This is a genomic window from Streptomyces sp. NBC_00104 (assembly GCF_045160825.1).
In the GTDB taxonomy this organism is placed as follows: domain Bacteria; phylum Actinomycetota; class Actinomycetes; order Streptomycetales; family Streptomycetaceae; genus Streptomyces.
On record NZ_CP108215.1, the window covers coordinates 4006173 to 4029584 of the forward strand.

Here is a 23412-nt window from a genome sequence, read left to right on the forward strand (position 1 = left end):
GCTCCCCTCTCCGCTTTCTTCACTTCACTGCTTTCCGCCGCCGATTTCCACCTACTGACAATCAGTCATACGAATACGAATTCCGCCAACTGGGGCTCCGGCCTTCGGGTGCCCGAATCGCCCGCACGGGTGACCCGACGTCAAAGGAATGTGCGAGGACCCCGACGAAATGAACGTGTCGCCGCTCGACACCCGCGTTCCGGCCGTCCTGCTGCGGACGGACCTCAATCCCTTCCACCACGGAACCCTGGGAGCCGTACGCTCCTTGGGCCGCGCCGGGGTGGAGGTGCACCTGGTCGCCGACTGCGCGGCGAGCCCCGTCCGCGGCTCACGGTTCATCCGCGCGCCCCACGCCCCGCCCCGCCCCGGCGCCTCCCCCGACGAGTTCGCCGCCGTGCTGCGCCGGGTGGCGGCCCGGGTCGGCCGTCCGGCCGTCCTGGTCCCCCTGGACGACGCGAGCGCGGTGGCCGTCGGCCGGTTGCGCGAGGAGCTCACGGACGACTACCTGCTCCCGGCCGGGCCCCCCGCCCTCGCCGAACAGGTCGCAGACAAGGCCGAACTCGCCACGCTGTGCGGGCGCCTGGGCCTCCCGCACCCGGCGACGACGGTCCCCGACAGCCCGGCGGAGGCGGCGGCCGCCACCCGGGAGCTGGGCCTGCCGGTGGTGGCCAAGTGGAGCCGCCCGTGGCTGCTGCCCCCCGACGCGGGGCTGCGCAGCACGGTGATGGTGCGCTCGGCCGGGGAGGCGTCGGCCCTGCACCGCCGTTCGGAGCAGGCCGGCAGCCGGCTGCTCCTCCAGGCGTTCCTGCCGTCCGGGCTCGACCGCGACTGGTTCTTCCACGGGTACGTCGACCACGCCGGTGTCGTGCGCGGCGGCGGCCCCGGCCGCAAGCTGAGGGCCTGGCCGCCCGGCGCGGGCCTGACCACCGTCGGCCGCTGGACCCCGAACCCGCAGGTCCAGGCCCTGGCCGAGCGGCTGACCGACGCGCTCGGCTACCGGGGCGTGTTCGACCTGGACTTCCGCCGCGAGGGCCGGACCGGCACCTACCACCTGCTCGACTTCAACCCGCGCCCCGGCGCCCAGTTCCGGCTCTTCACGGACACCGCCGGCATCGACGTCGTCCGCGCCCTGCACCTGGACCTGACCGGCCGCCGGGTCCCGGACGGGGCACCGGTGCCGGGCCGGACGTTCGTCGTGGAGAACTACGCGCCGCTCACCGCGCTGCGCCCCCGGCCGCTCCCGCACGCGCCGTCCCGCCCGGGCGCGCGCGAGCTGGCCTGGTACGCGCGGGACGACCGCGCCCCCGGACTCGCGCTGTGGTCGCTGTGGCCCCGCCACGCGCTCGGCAGGCTGCTGGCACCCCGCGCGCCCCTTCCCGTGCAGCACGACGACGCCCCAGGCGAGAACCGCGCCGAGAACGAGAAAGCGAGCAGCCCCTGATGTACGACCTGCTGGTGGTGGGCGCCGGCCCGTACGGCCTGTCCATCGCGTCCCATGCCGCGGCCGCCGGGCTCAGCCTGCGTGTCCTCGGCCGCCCCATGGCGTCCTGGCGCGACCACATGCCGCCCGGCATGTTCCTCAAGTCCGAGCCGTGGGCCTCCAACCTCTCCGACCCCGAGGGGCGCTGGCGCCTGGACGTGTACTGCGCCCAGCAGGGCGTGGAGGCCCGCCACGGTCTGCCGATCCCGGTCGGCACGTTCGCCTCGTACGGCCTGTGGTTCGCCCGCAACGCCCTCCCGCCCGTCGACGAACGGCTGGTGACACACCTTCGGCGCCGCTGCGGAGGCTTCGAGGCGGTCCTGAACGACGGCGAGGTGGTCCGCGCCCGTACGGTGGCCCTCGCCGTCGGAGTGGCCCCTTTCGTCGAAGTACCGTCCGTGCTGCGCGAGTTGCCCCCCGCCCGGGTCACCCACAGCAGCCACCACAGCGACCTCGGCCGCTTCCGGGGCATGGACGTCACGGTGATCGGCGGCGGCCAGGCGGCCCTGGAGACGGCCGCGCTCCTCGCCGAACAGGGCACCCGGGTCCGGGTGCTGGCCCGCTCCCGCAGCCTCCGCTGGAACGACGTGCCGCCCCCTCTGACGCGCTCCCTGTGGGACTCGGCCCGCTCCCCGCACAGCGGCCTGGGGTGCGGCTGGCGCAACTGGTTCTACGCGGAGCGGCCCGGCTGGTACCGCCGTCTGCCGGAGGCGAGACGGGTGCGGATGGCGGCCGAGGCGCTGGGCCCCGCGGGCGCCTGGTGGGTACGCGACCGCGTCGAGCCCGCCGTCGAGGTACGGCTCGGCCAGGAGGTCGCGGCGGCGTACGAGGCGGGCGGCGCCGTGCGTCTGGAGACGGTGGGCCGCGGTGGCGAGCTGGCCTCGCTGGACACCGAACACGTCATCGCGGCCACGGGATTCCGGGCCTCCTGCGAGCGGCTGGACCTGCTGGCCCGTGACGTACGCGCGGGCCTCGTCCCCCTCGCCGACGGCTCGCCCTCGGTCGGGCGGGACTTCGAGTCCTCGGTCCCCGGCCTGTTCCTCGCGGGCCTCGCCACCGCCGCGGGCTTCGGCCCCGCGATGCGCTTCGTGCACGGCGCGTCGTTCACGGCGCCCGCCCTCGTACGAGGGGTACGGCGGCGGCTGCGCTCGGGGGTGCCCGGCGGGCGGATCCCCGTGCCGCAGGCGCGGGCCGACCTGGCCTCCACCGCCGGGCCGTGACGGGCTCGGGGGCCGGCGGCGCACAGCGCCGCCGGCCCCCGGAGCGGCTCAACGACCGGACGCGGCCCGGCCCCGTCGGTACAGGATCCCCCCACCCGCGATCAGCGCGAAGCTGGCGGCCCCGGCGGCGATCAGAGCCTCACGGTCACTGCCGGTCTCGGGCAGGGTGGGCGGCCGGTCCGTCGGGGGCCGGTCGGTGGGCGGCTGGTCCGTGGGCGGCTTGTCGGTGGGCGGCTGGTTCGTCGGGGGCTGGTTCGTCGGGGGCTTGTCCGTCGGGGGCTTGTCCGTCGGGGGCTTGTCCGTGGGCGGCTTGTCCGTCGGAGGCTTGTCCGTCGGAGGCTTGTGCGGTGGCTTGGTCGGCGGGGTGTCGCCATAGCCGCCTTCGGTGTCCTCGTCGGTGTTCGGGTGATCGCCGTAGCCGCTCGGGGAGTCGCCGTAGCCGCTCTGTGCGCCATCGTGCCCGCTCGGAGAGTCGCCGTAGCCGCTCGGAGAGTCGTCGTGGTTCCCGTAGCCGCCGTCGTCCCAGTGCTGCGGGTACTGCGGGTACTGCGGGTACTCGTCGTACCCGGTGGCCGCGCCGTGCGCGTCGGGCTCCGTGTACTCCTCGTACGCCGTCTCCCAGGAGCCGTCGGGCTCCGTCGCGGCCTGGTTCTCGGGCCCTGTCGTCGGGGCCGCGGAGTACTGGGGCTCCGCCACCGGGGTGGTGTGGCGCTTCGGGGCTTCCTGGGAGTTCTGGGCACTCTTCGGGGCGTGGTCGCCGACGTTGCCGCACGCGTTGCCGATGGACGGATTGCCTGCGGCGACGACGTCGACGGTGTTGCCGCAGACGTTCACCGGAACGGTGACCGGCACTTCGACGGTGTTGCCCGACGCGACGCCGGGCGAGTTCGAGGCGGCCCCGTGCGCGCCCGTGTCCGCGAGCACCGGCGTGCCGTAGAGGGACAGCAGGCCCGTCGTCGCGGCGACCACGACCATTCTCTTGCGCAGGGTCTGTCGCATCTCGTTTTTCTTCCTGCTCGAAGACGTGGGAAAAGCCGGCCTTGGCGCCGTTGAGGACGCTCCAAGGCCGGCTGGGGCACAGCCGAGCGGCTGGTGCGGTGCGCTACGACGTCAGTGGTTGACGCACACGTTGCCGACTGCCGGGTTGAGCAGCCCGATGATGTTGATGGAGTTACCGCACGCGTTGATCGGGATGTGGACCGGAACCTGCACCACGTTGCCCGAGAGGAAACCCGGGGAACCGATGGCGGCGGCGTGGGCGTCCGCGTCGGCGACGGCCGGGGTGGCCAGACCCACGGCCATGATCACGCCGGCGACGACAGCAGCGCTCTTCTTGAGCTTCACGTCATTTCCCTTCTCTGCGGTCATGCCTCAATTGACGGCCGAAACCGAGCGAGCACAGCATGAACGGCTCGCATCATGACCTGCAGCCTGCGAACGAGGAATAGACACGGGAAGAAACAAAGGAACACGGAGCGTCGGGTAATTCACCCGATCGCCCGGAGAAATGACCGAACAGCGGAATTGACGACCACCCGAACGGCCCCAGCCGAAGGCGGACGAAGGGCTCGGGTCGAGCGCACCGCGCGAACGGCCCGAGCCGCTTCTCGCTGTCGGATCAGTTCCTGCCGCCGGCGTTGCCGTTGTCCGAGAGGATCGGGATGTCGGACAGGATGTGCGACAGCGGCTCGTCACCCTTGGCCTGGGTGGAGTTCTCGGTGCACTGCTGGTTCTGCGGCGCGGACAGGATCGGGATGTCCTGGGCGGCGAGCCCGGCGGCCCCGATGCCGCCGACGTTGAGCTTGGCGGGCAGGCCGATGCAGGGCTTGTTGAGCGAACCCTGGACCAGCGAGAGCTGCGGGCTCATGTCGCCCTTGGTCACGGAGTTGCCGAACGCCTGGTGGGCACCGTTGCCGCTGAAGGACGTGGTCCCACCGTCGTCGGCGAGCGCCTGAGGGGCGGTGGCGGCCCCCAGGCCGGTGATGGAAGCGGCGACCGCGACCGCGGCCATTGCCTTCTTGAGCATTTCGCATTCCTTTCCTGGCGGACCCGCGGGTCCATGCTCTGGCAGCAACGGCGGCATGCCCGTCCCGGTTTCGGCACATCACCCGATCGGCCCGCGCGCACCGGCGAACTCCAAGTGAGCGACAACACTCCGCACGCCCCGCTCTCACTCCGCCGCATGGGCCGACGGAGTGAATCAGAGCAACCGGGGAGTCGGGGGGAAGTTGTCCATGGCGCTCCGGTGGAAACGGGGTCTTTCCAGAAGGGAATCGCAAGTGATCAAGAAGATTATGGCCGCAGCGTCGATCGCCGCCTCCGTCGTCGGAGCCTCGGCCGCCGCCGCGCCCCAGGCGCTCGCCGACGACGGCGGCACCACGACCTTCAGCGGGAACGACGCCCAGCAGGTGTACGGGAATTCGACCACGTACGGCAACATGAGCCCGCAGATGGCGCTGATCCAGGGCTCGTTCAACAAGCCCTGCATCGGCCTGCCCGCCAAGCTCAACCTCGGCGGCATCGGGGCCGCCGGGATCGCTCTTCAGGACATCCCGGTCCTGTCCGCGCCGCAGAACCAGCAGTGCACCGAGAACTCCACCCAGGCCAAGGGTGACGAGCCGCTGTCGCACATCCTGTCCGACATCCCGATCCTCTCGGACAACGGCAACGTCGGCGGCAACGGCACGAAGAAGCACTGACGCCACCACCGTGGGCGGGAGGCCGTCGGCACTCCCTCGGCGACCCACTCGCATCACCCAAGTACCGCGATAAGCCGCCTATTGCGCCAATAGGCGCAATCACCGCAACCGTTGGCCGGACGTTCTGTTGATCAGGGCGCAACTCCGCAACGGAGTCCGCTTTCCGAAGGGATCGAACATGAAGAAGCTGTGGGCTACCGCGGCTGTTGCCGCTTCCATTGCCGGCCTGGGGGCCGCCACCGCGCCCCAGGCGCTCGCCGACGACGGCGGGACCACGTCCTTCAGCGGCAACGGTGCCCACCAGGCGTTCGGCAACTCCGTGACCAAGGGCGACATGAGCCCGCAGCTCTCGCTGGTCCAGGGTTCGCTCAACAAGCCCTGCATCGGCCTGCCGGCGAAGCTCAACGTCGGCGGCATCGGGGCCGCCGGGGTCGCCCTTCAGGACATCCCGGTCCTGTCCGCGCCGCAGAACCAGCAGTGCACCGAGAACTCCACCCAGGCCAAGGGTGACGAGCCGCTGTCGCACATCCTGTCCGACATCCCGATCCTCTCGGACAACGGCAACTTCGGCGGCAAGTAGTACCGACGCCACCACCGGACACACGGAAGCGGGTCGCCGAGTTCATCGGCGGCCCGTTCTCGTGTGTCCGGACGGGTGTCGGCCCGCGCCTCACTTCTTGGCGTACAGCGACTCGATCGCCGCCGCGTACGCCGCCGTGACCGCGTGGCGTTTGATCTTCATGGAGGGGGTGAGCAGGCCGTTCTCCTCGGTGAACTCGCCTTCCACCAGCTTGAATTCGCGGATGGACTCGGCGCGGGAGACGGCCTGGTTGGCGTAGTCGACGGCCTGCTGGACGTCGGCGCGCATCCGGGGGTCGCCGACGATCTCGGAGAGCGGGGTGTCCGGGGACATGCCGCGGACGTGCAGCCAGTGGGTGACGTCCTCGGGATCGAGGGTGATGAGGGCGGCGACGAAGGGGCGGTTGTCGCCGACGACGATGCACTGGCCGACCGGGGGGCGGCTGCGCAGTCGGTCCTCCAGGACGGCCGGGGAAACGTTCTTGCCGCCAGAGGTGATGAGGACGTCCTTCTTGCGGCCGGTGATGGTGAGGTAGCCGTCGTCGTCGAGCGCGCCGAGGTCGCCGGTGGCGAACCAGTCGTCGGTGAGGGCGGCGTCGGTGGCGACCGGGTTGTTCCAGTAGGCGCCGAAGACGATGCCGCCCTTGATGAGCACCTCGCCGTCGTCGGCGATGCGGATCGCGGTGCCGGGGACGGGCTGGCCGACCGTGCCGGGGCGGGGCTTGAGAGGCGGGACGATGGTGGCGGCCGCGGTGGTCTCGGTGAGGCCGTAGCCCTCGTAGACGATGATGCCGGCGGCGTAGAAGAAGAGGTTGAGGTCGCGGTCGAGCGGGGAGCCGCCGCTGATGGCGTAGCGCATACGGCCGCCGAGTTCGCCGCGGATGCGGCGGTAGACCAGCAGGTCGTACAGGGCCCAGGCGGCGTACAGGCCGGGGGTCGGGCCGGGGCCCTTGTCCAGGAACTTGTCGAGGTAGGCGCGGGCGAAGCGGACGCCGAGGCGGTGTGCGCGGTCGAAGGAGGCGCCGCGGCCGATGCGTTCGGCGGTGGCGCGGCCGGTGGCGTGGATCCGCTCGAAGAGGTACGGGACGCCGACCAGGAAGGTGGGACGGAACTTCTTGAGCGCGGGCCGCAGTTCGGCGGGCTTGATGCTCGGGCAGTGGCCGATCTCGATGCGGGCCATCAGACAGGCGATCTGGATCGTACGGCCGAGGATGTGGGCGAGCGGGAGGAAGAGGAGGGTCGAGGCGACCTGGCCGGTGACCTCCTGGAAGACGGGGTGGAGGAGTTCGACGGTGTTGGCGGCCTCCGCGTGGAGGTTGGCGTGGGTGAGGACGCAGCCCTTGGGGCGGCCGGTGGTGCCGGAGGTGTAGCAGATGGTCGCGGCCGTGTCGGGGGTGAGGGCGGCGCGGCGCTTGGTGACCTCGTCGTCGGGGATGCCCCGGCCCAGGTCGGCGAGGTGGGCGAGCGCGCCTTCGTCGAGCTGCCAGACGTGCGGGGGCTGGGAGTGGCGGGCGGTGGCGGTGGCGACGGCCTCCGCGTTCTCGGGGGTCTCCACGACCACGAAGCGGGAGCCGGAGTCGCGGACGATCCACTCGATCTGTTCGGGCGAGGACGTGGCGTAGATGGGGACGGACTGGCCGCCTGCCGCCCAGACGGCGAAGTCGAGGACCGTCCACTCGTAGCGGGTGCGGGACATCACCGCGACCCGGCCGCCCGGTTCGAGGCCGGCGGCGATCAACCCCCGGGCGACGGCGGTGACTTCGCGGGCGAAGGCGGCGGCGGTGACCGGGTGGTAGGTGCCGTGGCGGTCGGCACGGCGCAGGACGACGGCGTCGGGGGCCTCGGTCGCGTTGACGAAGGGGAGGTCGCCGATACTGCCGCTCGTCGGGCGGGGCGCGAGGGCGGGTGTGCGTGCCTCGCGGACGACGCCCTGCGCGTCCCTGACGACCTCGATCTTGACGCGGTCGGTCAGGCCGCCGCGCTGTTTCGCCTGGTTCAAGTCCTTGCGTACGCCCATCACGGCTCCCCGAGGCCCACGACCGCTTCATTACCGACGAGTCAACTTACCGGTGCGTAAGGAATTTTCAATGGTTTCGGACGACCCCGGGGATGGGGCGGGGGGCCGGTCGCCGGGCGCGCTAGTTCAGCATGCCGTCCGCCGTTTCGATCGCCTCGGCCAGGCCGTAGAGGTCCTTGTCCTCGCGGTCCCTCGCCAAGTCATCTGCGTGGTAGCCGAGTTGGCGCAGGGTGGGGCGGGCCGGGAGGTCCGTCCAGCGGCTGTCCTCCTGGCGGAGCGCGTCGGCGAAGTAGGCGGCCACGGCGGCGACCTGGAGGCCGTACGGTGAGGCGGACCACAGGTCGGGATGCAGGGCCGATGCCTCCAGGCCGACCGCTTCCTCGTGCGGGGTGCGGGTGTCGGGGTCGAGCCAGCGGACGGTGGCGGTGGCGAGGTGACCGCCTTCGGTGCCCTCCTCGGTGCGGACGACGTAGAGGGCGGTGACGGTGTGGCCGGGGCCGACCTCGCCGCCGTCGACGCGGTCGTCGCGGAAGTCCTCGTCGGCGACCTGCCGGTTGTCGTAGCCGATCAGGCGGAACTCCTCGACCGTCGCCGGGTCGAAGGAGACCTGGGCCTTGGCGTCGCGGGCGGTGAGGTCGACGTGGCGCGGGAGTTCCTCGCAGAAGACCTTCTCGGCCTCCTCCTCGGTGGAGACGTAGGTGGTGTGGCCGTCGCCCTCGTCGGCGAGTTGTTCCATGAGGGAGTCGCCGTAGTCGCTGCCGACACCGACACCGAAGAGGGTGATGCCGTGCTCGCGGCGTTCGCCGGAGATGCGTTCGAGGATGGTCTCGGCGTCGGTGGCGCCGGTGTTGGCGAGGGCGTCGGAGAGGAGCACGACGCGGTTGGTCGCGCCCTTGCGCAGGCCTTCGACGGCGGTCTCGTAGCCGGTCTCGACGCCCGCCGCGAGGTTGGTGGAGTCGGTGGGCTCCAGGCTGTCGACGGCGTCACGGATCTCGCCGCGGTGGTCGTCGAGGCGGGTCATCGGCAGGACGGTCTCGGCCTCGTCGCTGAAGGTGACGATGGCGACGGAGTCGTCGTCGCGCAGCCGGTTCGTCATCGTGCGCAGGGCGTCCTGGGCAAGGTCGAGGCGGCCCGGTTCGGACATGGAGCCGGAGACGTCGATGACGAAGGTCAGGGCGGCGGGCGGGCGTTTGCTGTCGCCCTCGGCGGCGCGGGTGGCGAGGCCGACGCGGACGAGGGACCAGTTCTCGTCGCTGGTGCGCGCGCCGTCGACGGTGACCGAGAAACCGTCGCCGTCGGGGCGTTCGTAGTCCTGGCGGAAGCTGTTGACGAACTCCTCCGGGCGGACCGTCGCGGGGTCGGGGAGGCTGCCGTCGCCCAGGGTGCGGCGGGTGTAACCGTAGGAGGCGGTGTCGACGTCGAGGGCGAAGGTGGAGAGGTAATCGGGGGACGGGGCGATGTCGCGGGACTCGTCGTCCGGTTGCTCGCCGCGCTGTTCGCCGGTGCCGGTGCCCTCCGGCGCGGGGGCCGGGAAACCGTCGTCGGGACGGCTGTCGGCCTTCCCCCGGTCCTGCGACGAGGAGGTGCCGTCGCCGCTCGCGCTGCATCCGGTGAGGAGCAGGGCGCCGGCCGTACCCAGGGCGAGGAGCGCGGTGCCCAACCGTCGCCGTGCCGTCGGCATCGGCCTCGCCGTCGGCGTCGGCATCGGCCTCGTCGTCGGATTGCTCCTGCGATACGTGTGCATCCGGGCCCCCTAGCCACGTCATCTGCCGCTCCTTGTGCGGGCGACTGTTGTGACTGTGACGGCGAAGGGGGCCCGGATGTGCGACACGGGGTGTTGCGGATGCGTCTCGAAGCGGCCACGGCGGGGGCCCGTCGAGACCGGTGGGTGATCCTCCGTTGACCTAGGAGACGACGTCCTTGCGGCCGAAACCCCGGAAGGCCAGGGCGAACAGCACCAGCGCGTACGTTATGGAAATCGAGACGCCCTGGATCATGTCGGTGTACTCGGGCTGCGGGCGGACGACGTCCAGCCAGGCGTACTGCCAGTGCGTGGGCAGGAAGTCGCGCCAGTCGCCGAGGGCGGTCACCTCGTCGAGGACGCTGCCGACGATGGTGAGGCCGACGGCGCCGCCGACCGCGCCGAGCGGGGCGTCGGTCTTCGTGGAGAGCCAGAACGCCAGGGCGGCGGTGACCAGTTGGGACACGAAGATGTACGCCACGGTGATCACCAGGGCCTGGGCGGCGGCGCCCGGCGCGATCTCACCGCCGGTCGGCAGCTCCAGCGGGCCCCAGCCGTACGCCACCGAGCCGACGGCGAGCGCGACGACCGGCAGCAGCACCAGCGCGGCCAGGCTGAGGGTGAGGCCGACGACGAGTTTGGACCACAGCAGCCGGGCGCGCGGCACCGGCGCGGCGAGCAGGTAGCGCAGGGAGGACCAGCTGGCCTCCGAGGCGACCGTGTCGCCGCAGAACAGCGCCACGGGGATGACCAGCAGGAAGCCCGCGGCGGCGAAGAGGTTCACCGCGGCGAAGTTCGCGCCGGACGCGGTGGCCGTGTCCATCAGGTTCATCCGGGTGTTGCCCTCGCCGGGCGTGCCGCCGACCTGGAAGGCGATCAGCAGCACGATCGGCAGGGCGAGCAGGATGCCGCCCATGACCATCGTGCGCCGGCGCTTCAGCTGCCGGACCAGCTCGACCCGCAGGGGCAGGGTGCGGCCCGCGCGGTAGCCGTCGGCGACCTCGACGGGTTGCTTGGGCCCGGGTTCTGCGTGCTCGGCACGCTCGGCCAGCGTGCTCATGCGGACTCTCCGATCAGGGTGAGGAAGGCGTCTTCGAGGCGGCGGTGCGGGCCGACCGACGACACGGGTACTTCCAGCCGTACGAGTTCGGCGACCAGGCGCTGGGCGCTGCCGTCGGCGTCGAGGCGGACCACCAGGCCGTCGTCGGTGCGGACGGCCGAGTCGACCCCCGGGAGCGCGGTGATCTTCTCGACGACCGGCTCGTCCACGGGCTCGGACGTGCCGACCAGCAGGGTGTCGCCCGAGCCGACGATCTCGCTCACGGGGCCCGCCTGGACGAGCTTGCCGTGGTCCATGACGACCAGGTGCGTACAGGTCTGCTCGACCTCCGCCAGCAGGTGGCTGGAGACGATGACCGTGCGGCCCGCCGCCGCGTACCGGATCATGACCTCGCGCATCTCGCGGATCTGCGGCGGGTCGAGTCCGTTCGTCGGCTCGTCGAGTATCAGCAGGTCGGGCAGGCCGAGCATGGCCTGGGCGATGGCCAGGCGCTGGCGCATGCCCTGGGAGTAGGTGCGGACCGCGCGGGCCAGGGCGTCGCCGAGGCCGGCGATCTCCAGCGCCTCGTCCATGTGGGCGTCCTCGGCCGGGCGGCCGGTGGCCGCCCAGTACAGCTCCAGGTTCTCGCGGCCGGACAGGTGCGGGAGGAAGCCCGCGCCCTCGACGAAGGCGCCGACCCGGGAGAGCACCGGGGCGCCCGGCACGATCGCGTGGCCGAAGACGCGGATCTGGCCGCCGTCCGGCTGGATCAGGCCCATCAGCATGCGCAGGGTCGTCGTCTTGCCCGCGCCGTTCGGCCCGAGCAGGCCGAGAACCTGGCCCTTCTCGACGCGGAGGGAGAGGTCGCGGACGCTGTAGCGGTCGCCGTTCTTGTACTTCTTGCTCAGGTCGGTGATCTGGAGCGGGACCTCGGCGAGCGCCGGGTCGGGGGCCGGGGTGACGATCCGGCGGCGTCCGGTGACGAGGAGGACGGCCGCGATCACGGCGCCGGCGATCGGCAGGTACCAGACCCAGGCGGGCAGCACGTCCGTGCGGTCGGCCCGGCCGAGCGGCGTGGGCACCTCCAGGTCGCCCTTGAGGGAGACGGTGTACGTCGCCGGGGTCGCCGGGGAGGCGTAGCCGAGGTCGGTGGAGGCGAGGACCAGGCGCAGGCGGTGGCCGTCGTCGAGTTCGTGGTCGATGGCCGGGAGGGTGAGCTTCACGTCCTTGCCCGACCTGGCGCCCTCGACCCGGAGGGGCTCGACCAGCTGGGAGGGCAGGACCTGGGAACGGCCGTCCGGGCCCACGTCGTACACCTTGGCGAAGAGGACGGCGTCCTCGCTGGTCGACTTCACGTGGACCGTGGCCGTGGGCGAGCCGGTGATCTGGAGGTCGTCCGTGACGGGCTTCGACTGGAACGCGGCGAACTGGCCGGGGAAGTCGAGGGAGATGCTGAGGCCGAGCGAGGACAGCTGGGCGAGACCGCCGCCGGCGCCGAGGCCGGGCAGGGCCGACACGGCGGGCGGGTTGGCGCCGGCCGGGTTCTCGAAGCTCTGCTCGCGTCCCGCGAGGGCGATCGAGGTGGGGTCGCCCTCCAGGCCCGGGTAGGTGTCGTCGGTCGTACCGCTCAGGCGGGGCTCGCCGTCGCCGGAGCCGGTGCCGAGGGTGCGGGTGACGCGGAACGCCGAGCCGGTGTCCGCGCTCTTGTCGTCCTTCAGATAGCGGTCGAACCAGCCGTTCACCCGGGACTGGACACGGGAGGTCTCCATGTCGCCGCCGTCGTGGCCGCCGGAGATCCAGTCGACCTCCACCGGCGCGCCGTTCGCCTTGATCGCCTTGGCGGCGGCGTCGGCCTGGCCGAGCGGGAAGAGCGAGTCGGTCTGGCCCTGCATCAGCAGCGTGGGCACCTTGATGCGGTCGCCGACGGCCTCGGGGCTGCGCTCGTCCAGGAGCTTCACGGCCTCCGCGTCGGGCTGCCCCGACTCGGCGACCCGCTGGTACATCTCGCAGAGCCGCGTCTCGAACTTCTCGCAGCCGCCGCCCGTGTTGACGAACAGGCCGGCCCACAGCTTCTTGAAGACACCGTTCGGGAAGAGGGCGTCCGACAGGTTCCAGTACGTGATCGCGGGCGCGATCGCGTCGACCCGGTCGTCGTACCCGGCGGCCAGCAGCGAGATCGCCCCGCCGTACGAGGCGCCGGCGACGCCCAGACGCGGGTCGCCCTTCTTGTCGAGCTCGACCTCGGGCCGCTTCGCGAGCCAGTCGATGAGTTGGGTGACGTCGGCGACCTCGCCCTTCGGGTCGTTGAGCCCGATCTTGCCGGTGGACTCGCCGAAGCCGCGCGCCGACCAGGTCAGCACCGCGTAGCCGTCGCGGGCGAGGTCCTCGGCCTGCCGCCGGACGTCGTTCTTGCTGCCGCCGAAGCCGTGCCCGAGCATGACGGCCGGACGGCGGCCGTCTCCTGGGGAGGTGAAGTACGAGGTGTCGATGCGTACGCCCTCGGCCGTGTCCATGACCTGGTCGGTGCGGGTCACCGGCGCCGCTTCGTCCGAGGCGGTGGCCGTCCAGGTGCCCGCGCCGGCGAGCACGACGACGGCGGCCGCGGCGGCGATGGTCCGCCGCGGCCTCCGCCGCAGCGCCCCGCGCAGTCGCGGTCCGGTCAGTCGAAGATCCATGCGTCAACGGTACGGGGCCCTGCCGGTGCCTCACGGCACCCTCAGGGGGGAAGAGTGGGGCATCCCACGGTCGTACGGGAGGAATTCGGCATACAGCGGTCGCGGTATACGGGGGTGGGTGACGGACTCGACAGCAACCTGATAAGTGGGGGCGGTCCGGGTCCTTTCTCGCCCCCGCCGCCCCTACCCGTCCCTCCCCCACTCTCGGCTTCGCTCGAACGGGAAGTGCTCCCATCCAGGGGCTGTGCCCCTTCGGCCCCCTGGGGTGCCCTGTGGGCGCCCCAATAGCTCGGGGGGCGGATTTGTGGGCGGGTGCGGGTTCGTCGTGGTTGCTCGCGCAGTTCCCCGCGCCCCTGAAAGCAGCTGCCCGCGCCCTCCGAAGAGGCGGCTCCCCCGCACCCTCCGTAAAGGCGGCTCCCCCGCCCTCCGAAGAGGCGGGCTCCCCACCCGCCCTCCGAAATGGCGGCTCCCCCGCCCACGGAACAGCTCTCCCCGCGCCCTTTGCGGGGCGCGGGGAGAGTGAGGTCGGGACTCAGTGGTTGCGTGGGAAGCCCAGGTCGACGGCGGAGGGGCCGTCGGCCGGGTCGGGCCAGCGGGTGGTGACGACCTTGCCCCGGGTGTAGAAGTGGGTGCCGTCGTTGCCGTAGATGTGGTGGTCGCCGAAGAGGGAGTCCTTCCAGCCGCCGAAGCTGTGGTAGCCGACGGGGACCGGGATCGGGACGTTGACGCCGACCATGCCGGCCTCGACCTCCATCTGGAAGCGCCGGGCGGCGCCGCCGTCGCGGGTGAAGATCGCGGTGCCGTTGCCGAACGGGGAGGCGTTGATGAGGGCGATGCCCTCGTCGTAGGTGTCGACACGCAGCACGGTCAGCACCGGGCCGAAGATCTCGTCCTGGTACGCCTTCGCGGACGTGGGCACCTTGTCCAGCAGCGAGATGCCGATCCAGTGGCCGTCCTCGTAGCCCTCGACCGTGAAGCCGGTGCCGTCCAGGACGACTTCGGCGCCTTCCGCCGCCGCGCCGGTGACGTACGAGGCCACCTTGTCGCGGTGTACGGCCGTGATCAGCGGGCCCATCTCGGAGGTCGGGTCGTTGCCGGGGCCGATCTTGATCTTCTCGGCGCGCTCGCGGATCTTCTCCACCAGCTCGTCGCCGATCGCGCCCACCGCCACCACGGCCGAGATCGCCATGCAGCGCTCGCCGGCCGAGCCGTACGCCGCCGAGACCGCCGCGTCCGCCGCCGCGTCCAGGTCCGCGTCCGGGAGGACCAGCATGTGGTTCTTGGCGCCGCCGAGGGCCTGGACGCGCTTGTGGTTCGCGGAGGCCGTGGTGTGGATGTAGCGGGCGATCGGGGTCGAGCCGACGAAGGAGATCGCCTTGACGTCCGGGTGCTCCAGGAGGCGGTCGACGGCCACCTTGTCGCCGTGGACGACGTTGAAGACGCCGTCGGGGAGGCCGGCCTCGGAGAGGAGTTCGGCGATCTTGATGGAGGCCGACGGGTCCTTCTCGGACGGCTTCAGCACGAACGTGTTGCCCGTCGCGATGGCCATCGGGAACATCCACATCGGGACCATCGCCGGGAAGTTGAACGGCGTGATGCCGGCGACGACACCGAGCGGCTGGCGGATCGAGGCGACGTCCACGCGGCTGGCGACCTGCGTCGACAGCTCGCCCTTCAGCTGGACGTTGATGCCGCAGGCCAGGTCGACGATCTCCAGGCCGCGCGCGACCTCGCCGAGCGCGTCCGAGTGCACCTTGCCGTGCTCGGCGGTGATCAGCTCCGCGATCGCGTCGCGGTTGGCGTCCAGCAGCGCCCGGAAGCGGAACAGGATCTCCGTGCGCTTGGCCAGCGAGGACTGGCCCCAGGTGGCGAAGGCCTCCTTGGCGGTGCGTACCGCCGCGTCGACCTCGTCGACGGTCGCGAAGGCGACCTTGGTGGTGACCGCGCCGGTCGCCGGGTCCGTGACCGGCCCGAACGTACCCGACGCGCCTTCGACGGTCTTGCCGCCGATCCAGTGGTTGACGATCTTCGTCATGCCGAGAAACTCCTTCTCACAGATGGCGGCGTCGGGTTGAGACGTGCCGGTCGTACTCCTCGCGTGCCTTGACCGCCGACGCGCGGGTCGCGGTCTCGGCCACAGGTACATCCCACCAGGCCTGCGCGGGGGGCGGGCCCGACACTGTGTCTGCCGTTTGGGTCTCGACGTAGACACATGTGGGAGTGTCGGCCGCCCGCGCCTCGGCGAGGGCGGCGCGCAGGTCACGGATGGTCTTGGCGCGCAGCACGCGCATACCGAGACTGGCCGCGTTGGCGGCGAGATCCACGGGCAGCGGGGCTCCCGTGAACGTGCCGTCGTCGGGGTTGCGGTGCCGGTAGGCGGTACCGAACCGCTCACCGCCGACCGACTCCGAGAGACCGCCGATGGAGGCGTACCCGTGGTTCTGCACGAGCAGCACCTTGATCGGGACGTTCTCCTGCACGGCCGTGACGATCTCGGTCGGCATCATCAGATACGTGCCGTCGCCGACCAGCGCCCACACCGGGCGCCCGGGAGCGGCCATCCGGACGCCGATCGCGGCCGGGATCTCGTATCCCATGCAGGAGTAGCCGTACTCCAGGTGGTACTGGTCCCGGGACCGCGTGCGCCACAGTTTGTGCAGGTCACCGGGGAGGGAGCCGGCCGCGTTGATGAGGATGTCGGACTCGTCGACGATCTCGTCGAGAAGGCCGAGGACCTGGGCCTGGGTGGGCCGGGTGTCCGGTTCGTCGGCCTCGTAGCAGGCGTCGACGCGGTGCTCCCAGCGCTGCTTGTCCTCCGTGTACTCGGCGACGTACGCGTCGGCGACCCGGTGTCCGTGCAGTTCGAGCGCCTGGGTCAGCTCCTCCAGCCCGACGCGCGCGTCGGCGATCAGCGGCAGCCCGGAGAGCTTGTGGCCGTCGTAGGGCGCGATGTTGAGATTGAGGAAGCGGACACCGTCGGCGGCGAAGAGGGTGCCGGAGGCGGTGGTGAAGTCCGTGTACCGGGTGCCGACACCGATCACCAGGTCGGCGGTGCGGGCGAGTTCGTTCGCGGTCGCGGTGCCGGTGTGGCCGATGCCGCCCACGTCCTGCCGGTGGTCGTGGCGCAGCGAGCCCTTGCCGGCCTGCGTGGACGCCACGGGAATGCCGGTGGCGTCGGCGAGTTCGGCGAGCGCCTCCTCGGCGCGGGCGTGGTGGACACCGCCGCCGGCGACGATCAGGGGGCGCCCGGCTTCGCGGATCGCCCGTACGGCGGCGGACAGTTCGGAGCCGTCGGCCGCGGGACGGCGTACGGTCCAGATCCGCTCGGCGAAGAACTCCTCCGGCCAGTCGTACGCCTCCGCCTGCACGTCCTGCGGGAGGGCGAGGGTGACCGCGCCCGTCTCGACGGGGTCGGTGAGCACGCGCATCGCCTGGAGCGCGGCCGGGATCAGGGCCTCGGGGCGGGTGATCCGGTCGAAGTACTTCGACACCGGGCGCAGGCAGTCGTTGACGCTGATGTCGCCCGCGTACGGCACTTCGAGCTGCTGGAGGACCGGGTCGGCCGCCCGCGTGGCGAAGATGTCGCCGGGGAGGAGCAGCACCGGGAGGTGGTTGATGGTGGCGAGGGCGGCGCCGGTGACGAGGTTGGTGGCGCCGGGGCCGATCGACGTCGTCACGGCGTGCGTGGAGAGGCGGCCCGACTGCCGGGCGTAGCCGACGGCCGCGTGGACCATCGACTGCTCGTTGCGGCCCTGGAGGTACGGCATGTCGTCGGCGTACTCGATCAGCGCCTGGCCGAGGCCGGCGACGTTGCCGTGGCCGAAGATGCCCCAGGTGGCGCCGATCAGCCGCTGCCGCTCGCCGTCGCGTTCGGTGTACTGGGCGGCGAGGAAGCGGACCAAGGCCTGGGCGACCGTAAGCCGGGTCGTGCTCATCGGTACCCCTCCGTGTGATCGGGGTGGAAGCAGATCCGCCACTGCCGCTCGGAGCCCGGGCCGGCCATCACGTTCAGGTAGTACATGTTGTGGCCGGGCTGCGCGATGGACGGGCCGTGCCAGCCGTCGGGAACGAGCACCGCGTCACCGGAACGGACCTCGGCGAGCACCTCGGAGCCGCCCTCGCGGGAGGGGGAGACGCGTTGGTAGCCGAAGCCGTGGGGACCGTCGATCTCGAAGTAGTAGATCTCCTCGAGTTCGGTCTCCTCCCCGGGCCGGTTCTCGTCGTGCTTGTGCGGCGGGTACGAGGACCAGTTGCCGCCGGGGGTGATGACCTCGACGGTGATCAGCTTGTCGCACTCGAAGGCGTCGGCGGAGGCGAAGTTGCGCACCTGGCGGGCGCAGTTGCCACTGCCCCGGTCTTCCACGGGGACCTCCGGCGCGGGGCCGTAGCGGGCGGGGAGTAGTCGCTCGCACTTCGCTCCTGCCAAAGCGAAGCGGCCTCCCGCGCCGGAGGCGATCTGTACCCGGGCGTCACGGGGCGCGTACACGAAGTCGGAGACTCCGGCGAACACGCTCTCCCTGCCCAGGATCTGAAACTCTGCGTCCGCTGCGGCGCCCGATTCACCGGATTCGCCCGATACCCGCACCGTACAACCGCCGTTGAGGGACAGCATGATCCACTCGCTGTCCCCGGTCGTGAACGTGTGCGTGCCGCCCGGCTCCAGCTCCACGATCCGCAGACTGCTGTGGGTCCAGCCGGCCCGCTTCGGGTCGATGTCGACGGCGTACCGCGCGTTCGCTGTGGCGCCCTTGGGTACGTACAGCTCGGTCTTGTGTGTCATGCGGCCCTCACAACAGTCCTACGGCGGTGTCCACGGCGGCGGTCACGTCGTCGTCCGCCGGGTAGAGCAGCGAGCGGCCGACCACCAGGCCCTGCACGGTGGGGAGTTGCAGCGCGCCCCGCCACTTCTCGTACGCGCCCTCCTGGTCCTCGCCGACATCGCCGCCGAGCAGGACGGCGGGCAGCGTCGAGGTCTCCATCACGCGGGCCATGTCGTCGGGGTTCTCGGTGACGGGGACCTTCAGCCAGGTGTACGCCGAACTGCCGCCGAGCCCGGCCGCTATGGCGATCGACCTGGTGACCGCGTCGGCGCTCAGGTCGTTCCTGACCTTGCCGGTGGCGGGGTCGCGGCGGCTGATGAACGGCTCGACGAACACGGGGAGCCGGCGCTCGGCCATGGCGTCCACGGCACGGGCGGTGGACTCCAGGGTGGTGAGGGAGCCCGGGTCGTCGTAGTCGACGCGCAGCAGGAGCTTGCCGGCGTCGAAGCCGAGGCGCCGCATGTCCTCGGGGCGGTGGCCGGTGAAGCGGTCGTCCAGTTCGAAGCTGGCGCCCGCGAGACCGCCCCGGTTCATCGAGCCCATGACGACCTTGCCGTCGAGGGCGCCGAGGAGGAGCAGGTCGTCGAGGATGTCGGCGGTCGCGAGGACACCGTCCACACCGGGGCGGGACAGTGCCAGGCACAGTCGTTCGAGGAGGTCGGCGCGGTTCGCCATGGCGAGCTTGCGGTCGCCGACGGAGAGGGCGCCACGCGCCGGGTGGTCGGCGGCGACGATCATCAGCCGGCCGGAGTCGCCGATCAGGGGGCGCCGGGTGCGGCGGGCGGCGGCCTCGGCGATGGCCTCCGGGTGGTGGACCCGGGTGCGGACGAGGGCGGAGACGTCGACGTTCACCGGACCGCTCCCGCCGCGACCGCTGTCTCGATCTCGTCCGCCGTGGGCATGGCGGACGAGCACTCCAGGCGGGAGGCGACGATGGCGCCGGCCGCGTTGGCGTGCCGCATGATCTTTTCCAGCGCCCAGCCTTCGAGCAGGCCGTGGCACAGGGACCCCCCGAAGGCGTCTCCCGCACCGAGCCCGTTGAGGACGTTCACCGGCAGGGGCGGCACCTCGGCCGTCGTACCGTCACGGTGCACCGCCAGCACCCCCTTCGGCCCCTGCTTCACCACCGCCAGCTCGACCCCCGCCTCCACCAGCGCGGCGGCGGCCGCGTGCGGCTCGCGGATCCCCGTGGCGACCTCGACCTCGTCCAGGTTGCCGACGGCGACGGTCGTGTGCCGCAGGGCCTCCTCGTAGAACGGGCGGGCCTCGGCCGGGTCGGACCAGAACATGGGGCGCCAGTCGAGGTCGAAGACCGTCGTACCGGCCTTGGCCCGGTGGGCGAGGGCCGCGAGCGTCGCCGTACGGCTGGGCTCCTCGCTCAGGCCCGTGCCGGTCACCCAGAAGATCCTGGCCCCGGCGATGGCGTCGAGGTCCAGCTCGTGGGCGTCGATCTCCAGGTCCGGGGCCTTGGGGCGGCGGTAGAAGTACAGCGGGAAGTCGTCCGGCGGGAAGACCTCGCAGAAGGTGACGGGGGTCGGCAGGCCCGGGACCGGGGTGACCCAGCGGTCGTCCACGCCGAAGTCGCGCAGCGCCTGGTGGAGGTACTCGCCGAAGGGGTCCTCGCCCGTGCGGGTGATGACGGCCGTGGAGCGGCCGAGGCGGGACGCGGCCACCGCGACGTTCGTCGCCGATCCGCCGAGGAACTTCCCGAAGGACGTCACCTGCGGCAGCGGGACCCCCGTCTGCAACGGGTAGAGGTCCACACCGATCCGCCCCATGGTGATGAGGTCGTACGCCATCGAGTTCCCTTCACGCGCCGGTTCGGTCAAGGTCTAGTCCCGTCGGAGCGACCCTGTCAATACTTTGTCCAGACATTCGGACTACCTATTGACACCTTCCGCTTCGGGACTGAAGCTGACTCCCATGACGTCGTTGTCACCTCAGTCCTCACTCTCGCGCATCCGAGTCGGCTCGGCGCCCGACTCCTGGGGCGTCTGGTTCCCCGACGACCCCCAGCAGGTCCCCTGGCAGCGCTTCCTCGACGAGGTCGCCGCTTCCGGCTACGAGTGGATCGAGCTGGGCCCGTACGGCTATCTGCCGACCGACCCGGCGATCCTCGCCGAGGAGACGGCGAAACGCGGCCTGAAAGTGTCGGCCGGCACGGTCTTCACCGGGCTGCACCACGGTCCGGACGTCTGGGAGAAGACCTGGGCGCACGTGGCCGACAACGCGGTCCTGGCGCAGGCCATGGGCGCCAGGCACCTCGTCGTCATCCCGTCCTTCTGGCGGGACGACAAGACGGGCAAGGTGCTGGAGCCCAGCGAGCTGACCGTCGAACAGTGGCGGCACCTCACCCAGCTGACCGAGCGCCTCGGGCGGGAGGTGCGGGAGAAGTACGGCCTCCAGATCGTCGTCCACCCGCACGCCGACACCCACATCGACAGCGAGGAGAACGTCGTCCGCTTCCTGGACGGCACCGACTCCTCGGTGGTGTCGCTGTGCCTCGACACCGGGCACTACGCCTACTGCGGCGGCGACAGCGTCAAGCTGATCGAGACGTACGGCGAGCGCATCGGGTATCTGCACCTCAAGCAGGTCGACCCCGAGATCCTGGCCGACGTCCGCGCCAACGAGATCCCGTTCGGGCCGGCCGTGGCCAAGGGCGTGATGTGCGAGCCGCCGAAGGGTGTGCCCGAGCTGGGGCCGGTGCTGGCCGCTGCCGCGAAGCTCGACATCGATTTGTTCGCGATCGTCGAGCAGGACATGTATCCCTGCGCGCCGGACACTCCGCTGCCGATCGCCCAGCGCACTCGGGCGTTCTTGAGGTCTTGCGGGGCGTGAGCGCTCCGCTGAGAGCCGGGCGCTGAGAAGCGCCGGGGAACTGCGGGTCGTCGGCAGACCGCGGGTGATTCGTGGCTGGTCGCGCAGTTCCCCGCGCCCCTCAGGGGCGCGGCACTTGAGCGGTGCTTGATTTCATCACCTCTGTCACAAAAGTCACCTTCCTGTCACGTATGTCACGTGTATGCGGGTCTTTCGTCACACGTGACCCACAGGGCTTCCCGATGGTCACCGAGCGTCGTTGACCGGACACAGGTTTGTGATCGCCAGCGCAGTGCCCGGCTCCCCCGACGGTCTTCCCGGCCGCCGCCGTGGTGCGCGCGGGGAGGTGCCACCCATGACCGACCGACCCCTCTGGTCGTACAAGGACATCGCGGCGCACATCCGTGTGCAGCCCGACACCGTCCGCTCGTACCGCAAACACGGGCTGCTGCCGCAGCCCGACCACGTGGAGGGCGGCAAGCCCTACTGGTACGCCGACACCGTCCGCGCCTGGGTCGCCTCCAGACCGGGCAACCGGGGGCGCAAGGTCGACTGATCCGCTCCGCTCCGCGCCACGCTCATGCGTTTATTCGTTTGTCCCCGGATCCTTCCGCCGTCCAGGATCCGGGGATGAGTTTTTCGGACAAACCCGTACTCACCGGCGAGAGGGCCGTGCTGCGGCCGTTCACCGAGGCCGACGCGTCCGTGATGGCGCGGATCCTGGCCGACCCGGAGGTCGTACGGCTCACCGGCAGTCCGACCGAGGAGTTCGGGCTGGAGCGGCTGCGTTCCTGGTACGGCAGCCGCAACGACCAAACCGATCGCCTCGACCTCGGCATCGTGGACCGGGCGAGCGGTGAGCTGGTGGGTGAGACAGTCCTGAACGAGTGGGACGAGGCCAACCGCAGCTGCTGCTTCCGGATCCTGATCGGGCCCGGCGGGCAGAACCGGGGGCTGGGCACGGAGGCCGTGCGGCTGACGGTCGGCCATGCCTTCGAGCGGCTCGGACTGCATCGCGTGTCGTTGTACGTCTTCACCCACAACCCCCGGGCCCGGCGCGCCTACGAGAAGGTCGGGTTCGTGGCCGAGGGAGTCGAGCGGCAGACCCTGTGGCAGGGCGGCGAGTGGATCGACGCCGTACGGATGTCGGTGCTCGCGCCGGAGTGGGCCGCCCATCGCGGGAGGCCCGACAGCGGGCGGGGCGGCCGGGACGAGCAGGGTGGGCGGGTCAGCTCCACGGCTCGATGACCGTCACTCCGCTGCCGGGTGCCGTGCCCATCGCCGCGAGCGCGGCGGGGGCCGCGTCCAGGGGGATCGTCGACGTCACCAGGAGGTCCGGTCGCAGGCCGCCCGCCCGGACCAGCTCCAGCATCCCGGGGTAGGCGTGGGCGGCCATGCCGTGGCTGCCCAGGAGTTCGAGTTCGAGGGCGATCGCGCGGGCCATGGGGACGGGGGTGGTGCCCGTCGGGGACGGGAGCAGGCCCACCTGGATGTGGCGGCCCCGGCGGCGGAGGCCGTTGACGGAGGCCGCGCAGGTGACCGGGGAGCCGAGGGCGTCGAGGGAGAGGTGGGCGCCGCCGCCGGTGAGGTCGCGTATCGCCGCGGCCGTGTCCGCCCCGGCCGACGCGTCCACGCATTCCGCCGCACCGAACGTGCGGGCCAGGTCCAGGGCCTGCGGGGAGACGTCGACGGCGATCACCCGCGCGCCGGAGGCCGCCGCGATCATCACGGCGGAGAGACCGACGCCGCCGCAGCCGTGGACCGCGACCCACTCCCCCGCCGCGACACGGCCCTGCGCGACGACCGCGCGGAACGCCGTGGCGAAGCGGCAGCCGAGCGAGGCCGCCGTGCCGTACGACAGTTCGTCCGGCAGCGCCACCAGGTTCACGTCGGCGTGGTCCAGGGCGACGTACTGGGCGAACGAGCCCCAGCGGGTGAAGCCCGGCTGGGTCTGGCGCTCGCACACCTGCTGGTCGCCCGCCGCGCAGGAGGCGCAGCCGCCACAGGCGCACACGAACGGGACGGTGACGCGGTCGCCCGGGTGCCAGCCGGTCACGGCCGCGCCGGTCTCCTCGACGACTCCGGCGAGTTCGTGGCCGGGGACGTGCGGGAGGGTGATGTCCGGGTCGTGGCCCTGCCAGCCGTGCCAGTCGCTGCGGCACAGACCGGTTGCTTCGACCCGGACGACGACTCCATGGGGGGTGGGGGTGGGAGCCGCGACGTCCTTCACCGAGGCCGGCTCCCCGAATCGCTCGAACACCACCGCGCGCATGTGTCTTCGCCCTCGCTCTCACCGACCGGTCGGAAGTCCCGTCCGGAGTG

The 23412-nt window shown here is 71.6% G+C and carries 20 protein-coding genes; 7 read left to right on the forward strand and 13 right to left on the reverse strand.

Annotated features, from left to right (window positions below; genetic code table 11):
* Window positions 1–175 precede the first annotated feature (175 nt).
* Window positions 176–1441 carry an ATP-grasp domain-containing protein gene (locus tag OG272_RS17590; protein WP_327732251.1) on the forward strand — a complete coding sequence of 422 codons (1266 nt, stop codon included), beginning with the start codon at window positions 176–178 and terminating at the stop codon, window positions 1439–1441.
* A complete protein-coding gene (locus OG272_RS17595; protein WP_327729658.1) occupies window positions 1441–2700 on the forward strand; it encodes an NAD(P)-binding domain-containing protein in 1260 nt (419 codons plus the stop codon). Before OG272_RS17590 ends, OG272_RS17595 begins: the two co-directional genes overlap by 1 nt.
* A gap of 48 nt (window positions 2701–2748) precedes the next feature.
* On the opposite strand, the gene OG272_RS17600 is transcribed toward OG272_RS17595, so the two are convergent.
* The 3 genes from OG272_RS17600 to OG272_RS17610 form a co-directional block, all read right to left on the reverse strand.
* Window positions 2749–3699 carry a chaplin family protein gene (locus OG272_RS17600; protein WP_405893997.1) on the reverse strand — a complete coding sequence of 317 codons (951 nt, stop codon included), beginning with the start codon at window positions 3697–3699 and terminating at the stop codon, window positions 2749–2751.
* A gap of 111 nt (window positions 3700–3810) precedes the next feature.
* Complete coding sequence (locus OG272_RS17605; protein WP_326582719.1) at window positions 3811–4068, reverse strand: chaplin; 258 nt, start codon at window positions 4066–4068, stop codon at window positions 3811–3813.
* Between the two features lie 250 nt (window positions 4069–4318).
* Window positions 4319–4726 carry a rodlin gene (locus tag OG272_RS17610; RefSeq protein ID WP_328223111.1) on the reverse strand — a complete coding sequence of 136 codons (408 nt, stop codon included), beginning with the start codon at window positions 4724–4726 and terminating at the stop codon, window positions 4319–4321.
* A gap of 253 nt (window positions 4727–4979) precedes the next feature.
* Here OG272_RS17610 and OG272_RS17615 point away from each other — a divergent pair, with 253 nt between their 5' ends.
* Complete coding sequence (locus OG272_RS17615) at window positions 4980–5399, forward strand: rodlin (protein WP_326582717.1); 420 nt, start codon at window positions 4980–4982, stop codon at window positions 5397–5399.
* 178 nt (window positions 5400–5577) lie between these two features.
* A complete protein-coding gene (locus tag OG272_RS17620) occupies window positions 5578–5979 on the forward strand; it encodes a rodlin (protein ID WP_328223112.1) in 402 nt (133 codons plus the stop codon).
* Window positions 5980–6069: 90 nt separating this feature from the next.
* Here OG272_RS17620 and OG272_RS17625 read toward each other — a convergent pair whose 3' ends face one another.
* From OG272_RS17625 to iolC, 9 genes are all read right to left on the reverse strand, one after another.
* Window positions 6070–7995, reverse strand: coding sequence for an AMP-dependent synthetase/ligase (locus OG272_RS17625; RefSeq protein ID WP_327729654.1), 1926 nt, complete (start codon window positions 7993–7995; stop codon window positions 6070–6072).
* Window positions 7996–8116: 121 nt separating this feature from the next.
* Window positions 8117–9700: a von Willebrand factor type A domain-containing protein gene (locus OG272_RS17630; RefSeq protein WP_405893999.1), complete on the reverse strand. Its 1584-nt coding sequence runs from the start codon at window positions 9698–9700 to the stop codon at window positions 8117–8119.
* A 199-nt stretch (window positions 9701–9899) separates the two neighbouring features.
* Complete coding sequence (locus OG272_RS17635) at window positions 9900–10796, reverse strand: ABC transporter permease (protein WP_327729652.1); 897 nt, start codon at window positions 10794–10796, stop codon at window positions 9900–9902.
* Window positions 10793–13450, reverse strand: coding sequence for an alpha/beta fold hydrolase (locus tag OG272_RS17640; RefSeq protein ID WP_327729651.1), 2658 nt, complete (start codon window positions 13448–13450; stop codon window positions 10793–10795). Before OG272_RS17640 ends, OG272_RS17635 begins: the two co-directional genes overlap by 4 nt.
* Before the next feature lie 532 nt (window positions 13451–13982).
* Window positions 13983–15485, reverse strand: coding sequence for a CoA-acylating methylmalonate-semialdehyde dehydrogenase (gene mmsA, locus OG272_RS17645; RefSeq protein ID WP_326582711.1), 1503 nt, complete (start codon window positions 15483–15485; stop codon window positions 13983–13985).
* A gap of 16 nt (window positions 15486–15501) precedes the next feature.
* The gene (gene iolD / locus OG272_RS17650; RefSeq protein WP_327729650.1) at window positions 15502–17385 is read right to left on the reverse strand and encodes a 3D-(3,5/4)-trihydroxycyclohexane-1,2-dione acylhydrolase (decyclizing); all 1884 of its coding nucleotides are present in this window, start codon (window positions 17383–17385) and stop codon (window positions 15502–15504) included.
* Complete coding sequence (gene iolB / locus OG272_RS17655; protein WP_327729649.1) at window positions 17382–18230, reverse strand: 5-deoxy-glucuronate isomerase; 849 nt, start codon at window positions 18228–18230, stop codon at window positions 17382–17384. Before iolB ends, iolD begins: the two co-directional genes overlap by 4 nt.
* A 7-nt stretch (window positions 18231–18237) precedes the next feature.
* A complete protein-coding gene (locus OG272_RS17660) occupies window positions 18238–19122 on the reverse strand; it encodes a deoxyribose-phosphate aldolase (protein ID WP_326582708.1) in 885 nt (294 codons plus the stop codon).
* Entirely contained in the window at window positions 19119–20069 is a 951-nt protein-coding gene (iolC, locus tag OG272_RS17665; RefSeq protein ID WP_327729648.1) for a 5-dehydro-2-deoxygluconokinase, read from the reverse strand. Before iolC ends, OG272_RS17660 begins: the two co-directional genes overlap by 4 nt.
* A 124-nt stretch (window positions 20070–20193) precedes the next feature.
* Here iolC and OG272_RS17670 point away from each other — a divergent pair, with 124 nt between their 5' ends.
* The 3 genes from OG272_RS17670 (at window position 20194) to OG272_RS17680 (ending at window position 22338) form a co-directional block, all read left to right on the forward strand.
* Window positions 20194–21111 carry a sugar phosphate isomerase/epimerase family protein gene (locus OG272_RS17670; protein ID WP_405894000.1) on the forward strand — a complete coding sequence of 306 codons (918 nt, stop codon included), beginning with the start codon at window positions 20194–20196 and terminating at the stop codon, window positions 21109–21111.
* A gap of 334 nt (window positions 21112–21445) precedes the next feature.
* Window positions 21446–21646: a MarR family transcriptional regulator gene (locus OG272_RS17675; protein ID WP_326582705.1), complete on the forward strand. Its 201-nt coding sequence runs from the start codon at window positions 21446–21448 to the stop codon at window positions 21644–21646.
* 74 nt (window positions 21647–21720) lie between these two features.
* Window positions 21721–22338: a GNAT family N-acetyltransferase gene (locus OG272_RS17680; protein WP_405894001.1), complete on the forward strand. Its 618-nt coding sequence runs from the start codon at window positions 21721–21723 to the stop codon at window positions 22336–22338.
* Here the strand turns inward: OG272_RS17680 and OG272_RS17685 are convergent.
* On the reverse strand, window positions 22319–23362 hold the full coding sequence (locus OG272_RS17685; RefSeq protein ID WP_405894002.1) for a zinc-dependent alcohol dehydrogenase family protein: 1044 nt from the start codon (window positions 23360–23362) through the stop codon (window positions 22319–22321). The genes OG272_RS17680 and OG272_RS17685 overlap by 20 nt on opposite strands.
* Window positions 23363–23412 lie beyond the last annotated feature (50 nt).